This window comes from Streptomyces pacificus, assembly GCF_011766325.1.
In the GTDB taxonomy this organism is placed as follows: domain Bacteria; phylum Actinomycetota; class Actinomycetes; order Streptomycetales; family Streptomycetaceae; genus Streptomyces; species Streptomyces pacificus.
Genome location: NZ_BLLG01000002.1, coordinates 510,513 through 526,060 on the forward strand (window position 1 = coordinate 510,513; position 15,548 = coordinate 526,060).

A 15,548-nucleotide genomic window follows, 5' to 3' on the forward strand; every position below is an offset into this window, starting at 1 on the left:
GGGATGGAGCGGCGAACCGACACGGGAGAACGTCCATCAAGAGGATGTGCGAAAAGGCTAGGAGTGAACAGATCCCATGCATCTTCTCGTCAGGGGAGTTCAGCACCGGATTTCCGGCGAAATCCTCGTACCGAACTCCAAATACCATGCCCACCGTGCGCTGATCCTCGCCTCCCTCGCGGACGGGGAGAGCCGTATCCGGGGCCTGTCCGACGCCCGGCACGTCGAGTACACCGTGCGGCTGCTGCGCGGCCTCGGCGTAGGCATCGTCCGCGAGGGCGACACCTTCGCGGTGCGGGGGCTCGGCGGCCGCTACCGGCCGGTCCGGGACACCGTCTCGGCCGGTAGCTCGGGCACCACCCTCTATTTCATGACCGGGCTCGCCGCACTGTCGGACCGGGCGGTCACGATCACCGGGCAGAAGTACTTCCGCAACCGCCCCGTGGGACCGCTGCTGCGTGCGCTGCAGGAGATGGGCGTGCGGCTGGAGTCGGCGAACGACCGCCCGCCCCTGCACATCCTCGGCCATCGGCCGACGGGCGGTGAGGTCACCGTTCCCGGCACCTTGTCCCAGTGGATATCCGGGCTGCTGCTGCTCGCGCCGTTCGCCACCGGCCCCACCACCGTCACTGTGACGGGCGCCCTCAACGAGCGCACCTATCTGGAGCTGACCGTCGCGATGATGCGGCAGTTCGGCCTGCAGGTGACCGTGTCCCCCGACTGGCGGCGCTTCGACGTCGCGCCGCACCAGAGCGCGCGACCCACCGAGCTGACGCTGCCCCCCGACATCGGTTCCGCGGCCTTCGGCATCGCGACCGCCGCGCTCCACCCCTGCGATGTGCTGCTGCGCGGTATGCCGAGCCTGACCGGCGGCCCCGCCGACCACCCCGAATTCCACTTCCTCGACATCGCCCGCGCGATGGGCGTCCCCATGGAACGGGACCCGGTGGCCGGCGGAGTCCGGATCCGGCAGGACGCCCCGCTGCTGAAGGCCGTCGACGTCGACTGCCGCGACGTGCCGGACATGCTTCCCGTCCTGACCGCCCTCGCCGCCTTCGCGCACGGCGAGTCGGTGTTCCGCAACGTCGCGCACACACGGCTGAAGGAATCCGACCGGGCCCGGGTGATGCTCCAGCTCAACTCCATGGGAGCGGAGCTGGAGTTGTCCGGCGACACCCTGCGGGTGACCGGGGTGGACTCGCTGGCCGGCGCACGGCTGTCCTCGTACAACGACCACCGGGTGCTGATGTCGCTGGCCGTCGCCGCCTCCCGCGCCCGGGGCCGCTCCACGCTGTCGTACCCGCACGCCTACCGCATCTCGTATCCGGGCTTCCTCGACATGATGAACACCGTCGGCGTACCGGCCTCCGTGGAGAAGGGCCCGGCACGCTCCGCCGGGAGGCGCGCCCGCGGACCCGTCCGGGAACCGTTGCGGTCCGTCGCGGATCCGGACCGCGCCTGCGAGGTCACCCTGCCGGAGTGGCTGGCCCGGCACGCCGCATCCCGCCCCGATGACACCGCCCTCGTGGACGTACGCCCGGACGGCGACCGCACCGTCACCTGGAGCGACCTGGCCGGCCGGGTGGACAAGGCCGCCGCGCTGCTGCTCGCGCTCGGGGTGCGGCCGGGCGAGAATGTGGCGTACCAGCTGCCCAACCGCCTGGAGTTCGTGGTGCTGTCGCTGGCGGCGCTGCGGATCGGTGCCGTCTGCTGCCCGGTCATCCCGTTCTTCCGGGCCCGCGAACTCGGCTTCGTGCTGCGCCGCTCGCTGGCCCGCGTCCTGGTCGTCATGGACGAGTACCGGTCCCGGCGCCCCGCGCAGGAGGCACTCGCCCTCGCCGCCACCGGCGGCCCGGACACGGCGCACCTGGAGCATGTCGTGGTACTGGCCCGGCCGGACGGCGGCAGCCGGCCGCCGCAGCCGCCACCGGGCGGCGTCCGCCTGCACGACTGGGAGACCGCCCTGAAGACCACGGCGGTCGACCGGGCGGCCCTCGACGCGGTCCGCCCGAAGGCCGCGGCGACAGCGCAGCTGCTGTTCACCTCGGGCACCACCGGCGAGCCCAAGGGGGTCATGCAGTCGTCCTCGAACCTGGTCCGGGCCGTGTCGATGGAGATCCGGCATCTCGGCCTCGGCCCCCGGGACGCCGTCTGGGTGCCCTCCCCGCTCGCCCACCAGACCGGGTTCCTGTACGGGATGACGCTGGCGACCGTGCTGGGTGTGCCCCAGATCCTGCAGTCCGAGTGGGACGCGCGGCGCGCCCTGGGCTCGCTGAACACGCACCGGGCGACGTTTGTGCAGGCCGCCACGCCGTTCCTGGCCGACCTGGTGAAGGCGGTCGAGGAACTCGGCAGCGCGCCCCGGCATCTGCGGATCTTCGTGGCCACCGGCGCCCCCGTGCCGCGCCCGCTCGCCGAGCATGCGAGCGAGGTGCTGGGCACGAAGGTGTGCGGTGCGTTCGGCACCACCGAGACCTGCCTCGGCGCGCTGTCGCGGCCGGCCGACGCCCCGGAGCGGCGCTGGGGCACCGACGGGCGTGCCCTGGAGGGCGTACGGCTGCGGGTCACCGACGACCGCGGCGAGGTGCTGGCATCCGGCGCCGAGGGCAATTTCGAGATCCTGTCGCAGACGGTCTTCGAGGGCTATCTCGACCGCCCCGACCTGACCGCCGAGGCCTTCACCCCGGACGGCTGGTTCCGCACCGGCGACCTCGCGGTGCTCGACGCATCGGGCTACGTCCGCATCACCGGCCGGGTCAAGGACGTGATCAACCGCGGCGGCGAGAAGATCCCCGTCGGCGAGATGGAGCAGCTGCTGTTCCGTCACCCCGCCGTCGACGACGTGGCCATCGTGGCCATGCCCGACGAGCGCCTCGGCGAGCGTGCCTGCGCGTTCGTCGTGCTCAGGGCAGGCGCGCGGCTCGGCTTCGAGGAGATGTGCCGCTACCTGGACGGGCACCAGGCAGCCAGGCAGTACTGGCCGGAGCGGCTCCAGCTCGTCGCGGATCTCCCGCGCAACCCGATCGGCAAGGTCAGGAAGTTCGAACTGCGGGCCAGGGCGCGCCATCTGCGCCCCCACACGCAGTGACAGGAACAGGAGAGGACGGAGTGCGAAGGATGATGGACGAGCAGCGGTTCGGAGAGGTCCGCGCCACGGTCGAGCGGTGGGTGACGGGCCCGGGCGAGCGGTGGGCCGAACGCATCGAGGAGACCGGCGAGGTGCCCGAGGCGGTGTGGAGCGAGCTCGGCGAGCTCGGGTTCCTGCGGCTCGCCGCCCCGGTGGAGTACGGGGGCCAGGGCCTCGGGTTCACCCAGTGGATGGAGCTGATGGAGGTCTTCTCCCGCTCCCACGGTTCCCTGCGCATGATCGTGCACGTCGTCAACGGCATCTGGCGGTCGATGGACGGGCACGCCTCGGACGAGCAGCGCAAGCGGTTCGTGGTGCCGGCCGTCCTGGGCGAGATCAAGATCGCGTTCGCCCTGACCGAGCCGGGCAACGGCACCGGAGCGGACATCACGGCCTCGGTGGTCCGCGAGGGCGACACCTACCGCCTGTCGGGCTCCAAGCACCTGATCACGTTCGGGATGCGCTGCGACTACTACCTCCTGGCGGCGCGCGTCGCGGGCTCCACGGGCCACGAGGGCACCGTCGCCCTGCTGGTGCCGCGGGACGCGCCCGGAGTGAGCGCCGAGGACACCTCCCGCACGATGGGGGTCACCGGCACCGACCACGCCTCGATCGTCTTCGACCGCACCCCCGTGCCCGTCGACCACCGGCTCGGCGAGGAGGGCCAGGGGCTGGAGGTGTTCCTCGGCGGGTTCCTCACCCCTTCGCGGATCTCCGTCGCGATGAGCTGCGTCGGCCTCGCCCAGCGCGCCCAGCAGCTCGCCGTCGACTACGCCCGCTCCCGCGTGACCTTCGGCAAGTCCTTGACGGAGCGTCAGGCCATTCAGTTCATGCTCGCCGAGAACGCGGCCGACATCGAGGCGGCCAGGCAGCTCGTGCTGCACGCCGCGCGCCGCTTCGAGGAGGGCGCCGACGACGCGTCGCTGCAGTCCTCGATGGCCAAGATGCACGCGGTGACGATGCTGACCACCGTCACCGACAAGGCGCTGCAGGTCCACGGCGGGCTCGGCTACTGGAAGTCCCAGAAGATCGAGCGCGTCTACCGCGACGCCCGCGCCCAGCGCTTCGAGGAGGGTCCCAACGAGGTGCAGAAGGCCGTGGTCTTCCGCGAACTGCTGCGGCAGGCCGGCACCACCGTCACCGCGGGAGGCACACGATGAGCGGAGTCCCGCACGACGACGCGGCCGGCGGCGCCCCGATCTCCCTCATCACGGGCGCTTCGCGCGGCATCGGCCGCGCCCTCGCACTGACCCTCGCCCGCCGGGGCGGCACCGTGGTCGTCAACTACAAGAAGAACACCGAACTGGCCGAGAAGACCGTCGCCGACATCGAGGAGGCCGGTGGCCGGGGCGTCGCCGTGCAGGCCGACGTCGAGACGGCGGAAGGCGTCACGGCGCTGTTCGACGAAGTCGCACAGCGCTACGGACGCCTGGACCACTTCGTCTCCAACGCCGCCGCCAGCGTCTTCAAGAACATTCTCGACCTGGGAGAGCACCACCTGGACCGCTCCTACGCCATGAACCTGCGCCCCTTCGTCCTCGGCGCCCAGCAGGCGGTGAGGCTCATGGACGACGGCGGCCGGATCGTCGCGCTGTCGTCGTACGGGTCGGTCCGCGCCTACCCGACGTACGCCGCGCTCGGGGGGATGAAGGCGGCGATCGAGGCATGGGTGCGCTACATGGCGGTCGAGTTCGCACCGTACGGCATCAACGTCAACGCGGTGAACGGCGGCCTGATCGACTCCGACTCGCTCGCCTACTTCTACGGCGTCGAGGGCATGCCCGACATGCGCGGCGTCCTGGACCGCATCCCCGCCGGGCGGCCCGGCACGGTGCAGGAGATGGCCGACACGGTCGCCTTCCTGCTGAGCGAGGGGGCCGGCTACCTCACGGGCCAGACCCTGGTCGTCGACGGGGGCCTGAGTGTGGTCGCCCCGCCGTTCTTCGCGGACGCCGGCGAGGCACTGCGCCTGCCGCCCCGCCCGACACGGGAATCCTGAGGGACGCGGGGCGGCGACATGCACGGCCGTGCCCTCCGGGCCGGCTCCCCGGGCACCACGGGGCCTGCGCATCGCCTCGCCGCGGGCGCCGTGCACCTCGATCCGGCGACCGGGGCCCCCACCGCCCCCGGGAACCGGTCACCGGCGGGGAAGGCGGCCGTCGATCCGGCGCACACCCGGACCACCGCCGCGGCTCCCGGGGGCGCCCGAGGAGTTCCCGCCCCGGCACACCGCCTCCCGCGGGGAGTGCGGGCAGCAGGGAGCGCGGGGGAGCTCACCCCGCTCCCCCGCGCTCCCGGACGGATCCGTCTCAGCCGCTCTGCTCGAGGGCCATGAACACCGTGGAGAACTTGTCCAGCAGGTCCTCGCGGTGCTGCACGCGCAGCTTGCGGTAGATGCGCGTCAGATGCTGCTCCACCGTGCTGGCGGTGATGAACAGTTTCCCGGAGATCTCCCGGTTCGTGTGCCCCAGGATCGCCAGGACCGCCACGCGCCGTTCGGCGGAGCTCAGTTCGGCGAGCTCCGGGTGGTGGCAGGCCGGCTGCATATCCCGTCCGGGCCCGGGGGCGTCGGCGGTGACGAGCGCGAGCAGCCGTCCCGCCTCGCACTGCTCGGCCATGCGCCGGGCCCGCTTGGACGTGGTCCTGGCGAGGTTCAGTCGCGAGGTCTCCCGGTAGGCGGTGGCGAGTTCGGTCAGCGTGTACGCCAGCTGCAGCCTGCTGCCGTTGCGTTCCAGTGCGTCCGCGGAGTTCTTGAGCAGGGAGAGCCGCCGGGCGTCGTCCTTGGTGGTCCTGGCCAGGAGGCGCAGCGTGACCCCGTGCACGGACGTCTCCTCCTGCGGCAGCTGCTGCCGCTGCTGCCGCAGAACATCCCGGGCGGCCGCCACGTCCCCGAGGGCCAGATACGCCTCCGCCATCCCGCAGCGCCAGGGCACCGTCAGCTGGGTCTGGTCGGCGTGCGCCGGCGTCCCGGTCCGCAGGGAGGCACTCATGTCCCTGCACGACTCGAAGTCGGCCAGCGCCGCGTGCAGCCGGCCGGTCGCCAGGTGATACCTGCCGCGGGCGTAGACGTACTTCAGCCCGCCGCATCCCTGGTACGCAGCCGGGGGGATGGGCCGGTCGAGCACCTCCGCGGCCTCCTGCGTCCTGCCCATCTCCGTCAGGGTCTGCACCAGCAGCGCGGCGATACCGGCGACCGGCGCACCCCATTCGTGCCAGGGCTTGCGCGCGAGCGCCTTGCGGATCCACCGGTAGCCGGAGCCGAGGTCGCCGACCTCCAACGAGACCTTCGCCTGCACGACCGACACCAGGGCCTCCCACAGCGGCGACGGATGCGCTTCGAGCGCCTCCGACAGCTGGGTGAACCACGGCCGCGCGGCGGGCAGGGACCCCAGGCACTCCAGCACGGTGTAGGCGAACAGCAGGGTTTCCACCGCGGAGGACTGGACCCGGATTCCCTGGAGCACCTGCTCGGCCCAGAAGACCGCCTGGGCCCGGTCCGTCTCATGGGCCGGGGCATGGATCCTGCGCAGACCGGTGAGCAGGGAATGCACGTCGGCGCCCGGCCCGCAGCACTCGTCGGCCTCGCTCGAAGAGGACAGTTCCAGCGCCGTCCAGTCCATCGGGATACCGCTCCACAGGCTGTAGAGCGCTTCCGCGAGACCGACCTCGGCCGGGCAGGGGGACCGCGGAGCCTTCTCACGCATCAGGGGCATCAGTTCCGCGGCCAGCTCCGTCAGACCGTGCCACAGCGCCGCTCGCACCAGGAACGCCAGGTCCGCGGCGTTCAGGACACCGCGGAAGGCGGCGCGGCCCAGCGTCGGCAGCAGGGAGGCCACCAGCCCCGGGTCGGTCAGCCAGGTGGTGCGCAGCAGCATCATCTCCACGGCGGAACGCTCCTGCGGGCCGACGGCCGAGCCCTTGGCCAGCTTGAGCAGCCTGCCGGCGACGTCCGTGCTGCCGCTCTTCAGGGCCTGGCTGACGAGGCCCAGGACGAGCTGCAGATCCCACGGCGGCCCGATCATCCCCACCGCGGTGAGATGGTCCACGACCTGCGGCAGGGGCGCACTGTCCTCGAAGAGGACATGCGCGGCCCGCAGATGCAGCTCGCCCCGCGCGGTGAAGCTCTCGTCCTGGAGCAGCGCCCTGCGTATGTCGGGCCGGAGGAAGTCACCGGCCAGCATGCCGAGGTCGTTGAGCGCACCGGAGATCCTGCTGGCCCTGGTGATGTCGATCCCGAGCAGCCGGGCGAGCCGCGGCAGGGAGGCGAAGTCGCCGAGGACGGCCACCGCGTGGGCGCCGCTGAGCATGCCGGGCACGTCCGTGTCGCTGATCATGCCCCGGACGCAGTCGTGGAAGGCCGGGTCGACTTCCAGTTCCTCCGGCTTCGGATCGGCCGACATCAGCCACGTCCTCAGCAGGACGTCGACGAGGAGCAGATTGCCACCGGTCAGGTCGTGGAGGTGATCGGCCATGCGGTGGGCCGCCGAGCGCGGGAAGGGTCCGCGGAAGTGCGGGAGGTGCTCGGTGAGGGACCAGGCGATCTGCTTGCGCCCCAGGAGCCGCATCCGGACCACGCTGGTGTAGGGCAGTCGCAGGATGTCCGTGCGCAGGTCGTCGCAGAACGAGAGGGCGCATCCGGTGCGCTCGGCCATGGCCAGCCGGATGGGCGTCCCCTTCAGCCGTCGCGCCACGAAGCGCAGAAACAGCTGCGAAGGGCCGTCGACGTAGTTGATGTCGTCGACGACGAGGAGCAGGGGGCGTCTCGCCGCGATCTTCAGCAGTCGGGCGTACACCCACTCGAAGGTCAGGCCGGGCGGGGTCTGCGGACCCACCCCTGGGGAACCCGGGGGGCCTGCGGCGGAGGGCCGGTCCCCGCCGTCCACCTGGTCCACCTGGTCCACCTGGTCCACCTGGTCCACCTGGTCCACCTGGTCCAGGATCTGCTGCAGGACCCCGAACGGGGAACCGTACTCGTTCAGCCAGCCCGTCGCCCACAGGCTCAGCACTCCGGAGTCCGCTTCCGACGCGCAGATCCGGTTGAGCGCGGTGGTCTTCCCTGCGCACTTCGGTCCACGGAGGAAGAGGAGTCCGCCGTTCTTCTGCCAGTTCTCGAATTCCGGAGTGGCGTGTTCCGACAGAACCACTTCAGGGATGTCGCTCACGGGGGTCCTCTCGCAAGGTGCAACTGCACGTCGGCAGCGCACTATGGGCTTGGATGTGCGCGATGGTGCAGGCACATCGAGGAATGAACGCCCGACATCGACGCCGGGCGCTATCAGCCGGGCTTCACCCTGTCAATCCCCTTGGTGTGCGGAGATCTTCTCAACGGTCGCTCCAGGGCGGAGTCGGCCCGGCGGTGGTGTTCGTGATCGATCGGGACGCGGTACCCGCACACGCGGTGCAGCCGGCGGGTGCGGGGGAAACCGGTGATCCGCATGACGGCCTCCGGCCGGGCCCGGCGCGAATGGCGAGGGGGCATCGGTGGACGTACTGGACCGTGAGGACACGGTGGACGCCCTCGCCGACAGCGTGGTCCGATCATGATCCGACGCGCCCCGGGGACCGGGGCGGTCCGGGTCGGCGGCCTCACCGAGACGCGGCCCCCTCCCCCACGGGTGTGATCCACACCCTCGGGGAGCCGCTGGTACCGCCCGGGGCGTCCAGGACCCGCCTGACGGCTTCGGCCGGCTGCCCGCGCGCACCCCTCGCGGGCGGTGACGGGCCGTCCTTCCACGCGTCGCACCACGACGCGCTCACACCCGGCACGCGGCAGGACACGGCGTGCGGAACGTTCTGCCCGGCCTTGCGGTCGCTGATCACCCCGGCCGGGCGGGCCGGGTCCGCCACAGCTACTTCACCCGCAAGGCCATCCAGCGTCCGAAGACATCACGTTCGGTCTCCGGCTCGCGATGCGCTCGTCCCTCTCGGCACCTCTCCCGGCGCAGCCGTTCCACCTCGGCACGGCCACCCTCCCGCCGCCGGCCGCCTGATTCAGCGGGCGCGGACCGGCCGGACGATGCCGAACCGTTTCTCCTCCAGCAGGACACCCGACCGTGCGGCGTCCCCCGAGGCGCACCGGGGACACCGGCGACCTCCGGGGCCGGAGTGACCTTCTCGATCACGACGCATACAGCACCCTCACAGAACTCACATTCGTACTTCTGTTGCTTGAACCCCATGAACCTCAACTTCCCCTGGTGTCACGGACTCCACGCTAAGAGGGGACCCTCACCCCGGGTATGCCTCAATGAGCCATTTCCCTCCTCGTTCCGAACCGGTCAGATGAAGGTGAGGACGGCTTGGCCGGCGATCCGGGCGAGCACCGCGGTTCGCGGAGGAGCCGCCGGGACCCGAGAGTGGCGGCGGACCGCCCGACAAGGCCAGGGTCTTCGCTTGGGACCGGTTCACCGGCTTCCCGCCTGCGGAGAGAGCCTCCCACCGCCCCCCGGCGCGGGATCCGGCAGCAGCGTGCCGTCCGGGAGGAGATACGCCCTCGCCGACGCGTCCGCACCGTGCCGGTCAGACGGGGAGCGTGAGCGGCCAGGCACTCGCCCGCCTCGGTGGCACCGCGGTGGGCCGTCGTGGCGCCGGCGCCGAAGCCTGCCGCGAGCGGGGCGTGGAGGTGTGCCCGTCCGCAACCGGGCGAGGGCGGGCAGGGCCTGGCGGCCGGCGCTCAGGCACCGCCGGCAGCCGAACGCGCGGTGGCGGCGCCGCAACTGCCGCGCCGGGAAGCGGAGCGCGGGGCCCGGCCCGCCGACGCCCGACGGGGGGCCGAACAGGTGAGGCCTCCGGTGGGGCCGATTTCCCTGGCCGAAAACCCATCCACCAAGGACCTCACCACGTCCTCAGCACACCTTCCGTAAGCCTCAACCGGGTCGGAGACGGCTCACTCACCCCTCATATCGAGGATTCCCCCCTATTCCCCGTACCGCCCCCCCCTGATTTCGCCGGCCCGCGGGGGTACACCATGTGCGGGCGGCATACAGTCAAGTCGGCCCCTGCCGCTTTCCCTCTGCGGCATTCCTGGAACAGGGCTGATCCACGGCAGTTCCGGATTCCCCTCAAGGCGAGTGCCGGCGACTTGGCCGACACCGCCGCCCCCGCCCTCTTCTCTGCGTCCCCTGCCTTCTCCGCGGCCCCTGTCCCGCGCGTTCTCCGCGTTCCCCGTCCCCGCGCGTTCTCCGCGTTCCCTTCCCGACACTCTGGAGGCTGTGGTGGGTAGCCCCGTCACTCAAACACGCAATCCCGCCGGACAGCAGCCCGAATGGGCCGACGCCTCCCAGGCCGAGCGGGTACGGACGATCCTCGCCGAGCGCCCTCCTCTGGTGCGGGCGGAGGACGTCCGCGGGCTCGGTGACCAGCTGGCGGGAGTGGCGCGAGGAGAGACCCACGTCCTCCAGGCCGGTGACTGCGCGGAGCACCCCGACGAATGCACGGCGGAACACGTCGCGCGCAAGTCCGCCCTGCTTCACCTGCTCGGCGACACCCTTCAGGCGGCAACCGGCACACCGGTGGTCCGCGTGGGGCGCATCGCCGGCCAGTTCGCCAAGCCCCGCTCGCACCTGGTCGAACCGGTCGACGGTGTCGACCTGCCCGTCTATCGCGGACACATGGTCAACGCCCCCACCCGCGATCTCGCCGGCCGCCGCCACGACCCGCTGCGGATGCTGACGGCCTATCGGGCAGCCCGCGACGTCATGGAGCACCTCGGCTGGTTCGGACCGGCCGGCGAGGCACAACACCCCGGTACCGGCACCCCGGCTCCGATCTGGACCAGCCACGAAGCACTCGTCCTGGACTACGAATTCCCCCTGGCCCGTGATCTGGACGACGGGCGACGCCTCCTCGGCTCCGCCCACTGGCCCTGGATCGGCAAGCGCACCCATCAACTCCACGGTGCCCATGTCGACCTGGTCTCCGAGGTGCTCAACCCCGTCGCGGTGAAGGTCGGTCCGACGATCACCCCGGCCGATCTCACCGCGCTGTGCGCCCGCCTCGACCCGCAGCGCCGTCCTGGCCGCCTCACGCTCATCGCCCGCATGGGCGCCGATGCGGCACGCTCGCGCCTCGCGCCGCTCGTCCGCACCGTCCGCCGTGCCGGCCACCCGGTGATCTGGCTGTGCGACCCCATGCACGGCAACACCGTCACCACCCCCGACGGCCACAAGACCCGCCTGCTTCCCACCATGGCGGAGGAGGTCCGGGCCTTCTGCCGGGCCGTCGCCGGCGCCGGCGGCATCGCCGGCGGACTCCACCTGGAGACCACACCCGACGACGTCACCGAATGTGCCCCCGACTTCCGCACCCTCGACTCCCCCGGCATCCGCCGCACCACCCTGTGCGACCCCCGCCTCAACCCCGAACAGGCCGTCGCGCTCGTGGCGGCGTGGGGCCGAGACGATTGAATCCTCTGAATCCTCCCCTCGCCCTGACGGCGATCGCCCTTTCCCCGCCCTGCTCCGCAGGTATCCGGTTCCTCCCCGGCCCGAAGGCCGGGGCATCCTCGGAGGTTCCAGATGAACACGTGCACACGTGCACACGTAGGCCGGGCAGGCCTTCACCGTGCCGGGCCCCGGGGCCGACGGCCGTGCCGCACCGGGGCCCCGGCGTCGGCGGGCCGGCCGCCTCCTGCCCGAAGCGGGGATCGCGCGCCCGCCTGTGCTCCGTCCCCGCCCCCCACCCGGACGACCGTGCCGGTTCAGCCTGCGGGTACGCTCACCAGCGCACCGGCAGACTGCGTACGCCCCTGACCCTGATGCCCGGCAGCCAGTCGAGACCGGCCGGATCGGCGTCCAGCGCCAGGTCGGGGCAGCGGCGCAGCAGGGTCAGGAGCGCGACCCGGCTCTCCATCCTCGCCAGCCCGGCACCCAGGCAGAAGTGGATGCCGTGGCCGAAGGCGACGTGGCCTTGGCGGCTGCCGGCCGTACCGCGGTGGATGTCGAACGTGTCGGGGCGCTCGAACCGGGCAGGGTCGCGCCCCGCCGCCGCGATGCTGACCAGAACCGTCTCCCCGGGCGGGATTCTCGTGGCGCCGTAGCTGACGGTCTCGGTGGTGAACCGCTTGGTCGACGTCTCCACGGGGCCGTCGTAGCGCAGCGCCTCCTCGATCGTCTGGTCGATCCGGCCCTCCGGATCGGCACGCAGCGCCGCCAGTTGTGCGGGGTTCGCCAGGAGCGCGCGCACCCCGTTGGTGATCAGGTTGGCCGTGGTCTCGTGGCCCGCGACGATCAGGATGAACACCATCGAGTGCAGCTCGGCGGCCGACAGGCGGTCGTTGTCCTCCGCGGTCGTCCGCAGCAGCGAGGAGATCAGGTCGCCGGTCGGCGCGGAGCGGCGCTTGTCCTCGATCAGGTTCTTCAGGTAGTCCGTCAGGGCCATCCCGGCCTGGGCGAATCCCCGGCTCTTCCACCAGGCGATGGTGCCGGGTTCTTCCGGCACGAGAACCCGCTCCGTCCAGCCGCGGAAGTCGTCCCGGTCGGCGAGCGGGACCCCGAGCAGTTCGCAGAGAACGGTGATCGGCAGCGGGGACGCCAGCGAGGAGACCAGGTCGGCTCGCCGCCGCCCGGCCGCCATCTCATCGAGGAGGCCGTCGGTGATCTCCTGGAGGCGCGGGCGCATCGCCTCCACCCGGCGCGCGGTGAACTCCCGCGAGACGAGCCGTCTGAGCCGCGTGTGGTCCGGCGGATCGGTGATCAGGACGTGCCGCTCGTCCTCGCTCGGCGGGGCGAGGGACTTGGCCAGACGTGGATCGGACAGGGCCGCCCGGGCCTCGTCGTAGCCGACGATCAGCCAGAACCGGTCCCCATCGGCCAGGACGATCTCGTGCACCGGCCCGGCCTCGCGCAGCCGGGCGTAGTAGGGGTACGGGTCGGTGAAGAAACCGGGGCCGTACGCACCCAGGTCGGCGGTCACCATGCGGAGGGCGCAGTCTCGTCGTGCCCGGGGCGGCCGGCCGGATGTTCCAGGCCGGTCAGGTAGTCGAGGCCGGCCAGCGGCCGGTCGGTGAAGAACCGCAGCACCAGATCCGCCCAGTCGGCGTTGCGTTCCAGGAAGGACACGTGGCAGCTCTCCCGAATGGTCGTGAACACCGCGCCGCTGATTCCGGCGGCCACCCTCCGTACCAGGTCAGGGGGAGCGAGTTCGTCGTGCTCCCCGGTCACGCACAGGGCGGGCATCCCGGAGATCCGGCCCGGTAGCGTCATCGGATGGTCGACCATCCGCTGGGCGACGGCGAGGTACCGCACCATCTCGCTCTCCGACGCCGTGCTCAGATGGTCGAGCAGAGCGCGCTGGACCGCCTCCCGATTGCGTACGGTCCGGGTCGGGTCCCCGTTCACGCACAGCTCCACCATCGTGCGCCCGAATTCGTCCGCCCTGCGCAGCCTCAGCCAGCGCTCGAATGCGACGGCCGCGGGACGTACGGTGTCGCCCCACACCGCGCCGGTGAGCATCAGGCGCGCGATCCGCTCCGGGTGCATCTGGGCGAACCGGTGGGTGGGCGCGGTGCCCAGGCTGACGCCGAGCAGGTTGACGCGGGGAAGGCCGAGTTCGTCGAGCAGATAGGCCAGCGCGCCGGCGTCGAAGCCGTAGCCGACGGTCCGCGGCACGGGGTCGGGCGAGTACGAGCCCGGCGGCTCCATGCAGATGACGGTGGCCGCGTCCTGCCAGTACGCGTCGTAGCGGTGGTAGCTGCGGATGTTCTGGAACGCCGCGCACATGACGACGATCGGTTCGGTGACCGGTGACGGGCACTCGAGAATCCGGCAGGCGAACTCGTAGCCCCGGTACGAGAACTGCCTGACCTGTTCGACCGCAAGACTGTCGGCCATGGTGATTTCTCCGATCCGCCGGTGCCCCGGCACGGTGAGGGGGACTGCCGGTCCGCGGGCCGCTCCACGCCGGCCTGCCCGGCCGCCCGGCCGGCATACGCCGGCGGACCGGCGGACCGGCGGACCGGCGGATACCGGCGGAGTGCGGGGTGGGGGGTGGGACCGGATCATGCGGTGACGTCTTCGGCCGTTTCGTCCGACGGTGCACGCCGTGCGCGGCCGAGTACGGTCAGCACCAGAGCGACGACGGCGAGCGCCGCGCCGACGGCGACGGGCAGCGCGGGCCCGGCGAGGTCGAGCAGCATCCCGGTCAGTGCCGCACTCAGCGCGCCGCCGCCTGCGGTTGCCGTCGCCATCCAGCCGAACGCCTCCGCCCTGCGGTCCTCCGGGGACGCCTCGGCGATCTGCTCGTAGGTGGCCGCCAGAGTCGGCGCGATGGCCGTCCCGCCGAGGAACAGCGCCACGACGACCGGCCAGAGGGGCACCGCCGCCATGACCGGCGGGAGCAGGACGGCGAGCGCGGCCATCCCGGCGGCCATCCCGGCGACCCGCAGCGCCCGGGGCAGTCCCCGGGCAAAGGTGCTCAGCGCGAGTCCGCCGGCCAGCGAGCCCGCCGTCCAGCAGGCGGTCAGCACCCCGGCCAGGGCGGGACGGCCGATGTTCTGCGTCCAGGCCACCACCGACAGGTTGACGGCGAAGATCGCGGCCGTGACCAGCATCGAGATCGCGACCACCCGGACGAACGGGCCCTCGGTCAGGAGGGACCGCCGGACGGGACGCTCGCCGCGCTGCGGCAACGGCTCGCCGCCCACGCCGGCGCGGCCGAGCGAGGCGCCGAAGACGAGAGCCGCGACCAGGGTCAGCACCGCCGTGACACCCACCGCCCAGTACGGCCCCGCGACGGCGATGACCAGGGAGGCGAGCAGCGGCCCGGTGACGGTGACCACCTCCGACGCGGTCGCCTCGGCCGTGTAGAGCACGGCGGTCAGCTCCGAACCGACGATCTTGGGCCACACCGCCCGGCTGATCTGGGACACCGGCACGGCACTGAGCCCGGTCACCAGCGCGACGAGCACGACCACCGGCCACCAGGACGCGGGCGCCCTCGCCGCGAGCGTCACGATCACGGCCAGGCCCGCCGTGTAGCCGATGCCCGTGATGACCAGCAGCCGGACGGCCGAGCCGCGGTCCGCCGCCCGTCCGCGCAGGGGCCCGGCCGCGCCCTGGCCCAGGGTCAGCGCGCCGAAGACCAGGCCGACGACCACATACGAGTGGCTCCAGCGCACCAGCATCAGCGACAGCGCGATCGGCAGAGCCGACACGTTGAGCCGGCCCAGCATCGACCAGACGAACAGCCGGGGCAGACCCTGAACCCTCATCAGGTCCGTGACGCCATGCACCGGTGGGGACACGTGGAGTCCTTCCTTGAGGGCCACCGCGGGCCCCTGACTCAACCAGGGCCGGCGACGGGCCAGAACCCCTACGAGCCCCTAGCCCACCTCGGCCGCAGGCTCCCGGGAACCGTTCCGGCTCTTCGTGTCCAGGTCGCCGAACCGCTCGGCAGCTCACGGGAATCAGTGCGTCGCCGGGTG

At 72.0% G+C, this 15,548-nt stretch carries 8 protein-coding genes; 4 read left to right on the forward strand and 4 right to left on the reverse strand.

The genetic code is table 11. From position 1 onward, the window contains the following. The first annotated feature begins 76 nt into the window (after positions 1 to 76). Genes aroA through chcA form a run of 3 tightly spaced genes read left to right on the forward strand, consistent with a single transcriptional unit; the run spans position 77 to position 5,126 of the window. Positions 77 to 3,088: a 3-phosphoshikimate 1-carboxyvinyltransferase gene (aroA, locus tag SCWH03_RS04940; protein WP_173262308.1), complete on the forward strand. Its 3,012-nt coding sequence runs from the start codon at positions 77 to 79 to the stop codon at positions 3,086 to 3,088. A gap of 29 nt (positions 3,089 to 3,117) precedes the next feature. Beyond that, positions 3,118 to 4,287 carry an acyl-CoA dehydrogenase family protein gene (locus tag SCWH03_RS04945; protein WP_173262311.1) on the forward strand — a complete coding sequence of 390 codons (1,170 nt, stop codon included), beginning with the start codon at positions 3,118 to 3,120 and terminating at the stop codon, positions 4,285 to 4,287. Next, on the forward strand, positions 4,284 to 5,126 hold the full coding sequence (chcA, locus tag SCWH03_RS04950; protein WP_173262314.1) for a 1-cyclohexenylcarbonyl-CoA reductase: 843 nt from the start codon (positions 4,284 to 4,286) through the stop codon (positions 5,124 to 5,126). Before SCWH03_RS04945 ends, chcA begins: the two co-directional genes overlap by 4 nt. A 310-nt stretch (positions 5,127 to 5,436) precedes the next feature. On the opposite strand, the gene SCWH03_RS04955 is transcribed toward chcA, so the two are convergent. Beyond that, on the reverse strand, positions 5,437 to 8,289 hold the full coding sequence (locus SCWH03_RS04955) for a LuxR family transcriptional regulator (RefSeq protein ID WP_254076566.1): 2,853 nt from the start codon (positions 8,287 to 8,289) through the stop codon (positions 5,437 to 5,439). Positions 8,290 to 10,341: 2,052 nt separating this feature from the next. On the opposite strand from SCWH03_RS04955, the gene SCWH03_RS04960 reads away from it, so the two are divergent. Then, on the forward strand, positions 10,342 to 11,532 hold the full coding sequence (locus SCWH03_RS04960; RefSeq protein ID WP_173262317.1) for a 3-deoxy-7-phosphoheptulonate synthase: 1,191 nt from the start codon (positions 10,342 to 10,344) through the stop codon (positions 11,530 to 11,532). A 310-nt stretch (positions 11,533 to 11,842) separates the two neighbouring features. On the opposite strand, the gene SCWH03_RS04965 is transcribed toward SCWH03_RS04960, so the two are convergent. The 3 genes from SCWH03_RS04965 to SCWH03_RS04975 form a co-directional block, all read right to left on the reverse strand. Continuing rightward, positions 11,843 to 13,042, reverse strand: coding sequence for a cytochrome P450 family protein (locus tag SCWH03_RS04965; RefSeq protein ID WP_173262320.1), 1,200 nt, complete (start codon positions 13,040 to 13,042; stop codon positions 11,843 to 11,845). Further along, a complete protein-coding gene (locus tag SCWH03_RS04970; protein ID WP_173262325.1) occupies positions 13,036 to 13,956 on the reverse strand; it encodes an alpha/beta fold hydrolase in 921 nt (306 codons plus the stop codon). Before SCWH03_RS04970 ends, SCWH03_RS04965 begins: the two co-directional genes overlap by 7 nt. Positions 13,957 to 14,123: 167 nt before the next feature. Further along, positions 14,124 to 15,368, reverse strand: coding sequence for an MFS transporter (locus SCWH03_RS04975; protein ID WP_173262328.1), 1,245 nt, complete (start codon positions 15,366 to 15,368; stop codon positions 14,124 to 14,126). Positions 15,369 to 15,548: the final 180 nt, after the last annotated feature.

Excerpts from the sequence above, each read along its gene's own strand:
- aroA (WP_173262308.1), top strand. The coding sequence starts at position 77 with ATGCATCTTCTCGTCAGGGGAGTTCAGCACCGGATTTCCGGCGAAATC.
- SCWH03_RS04945 (WP_173262311.1), top strand. The coding sequence starts at position 3,118 with ATGATGGACGAGCAGCGGTTCGGAGAGGTCCGCGCCACGGTCGAGCGG.
- chcA (WP_173262314.1), top strand. The coding sequence starts at position 4,284 with ATGAGCGGAGTCCCGCACGACGACGCGGCCGGCGGCGCCCCGATCTCC.
- SCWH03_RS04965 (WP_173262320.1), bottom strand. The coding sequence starts at position 13,042 with ATGGTGACCGCCGACCTGGGTGCGTACGGCCCCGGTTTCTTCACCGAC.
- SCWH03_RS04970 (WP_173262325.1), bottom strand. The coding sequence starts at position 13,956 with ATGGCCGACAGTCTTGCGGTCGAACAGGTCAGGCAGTTCTCGTACCGG.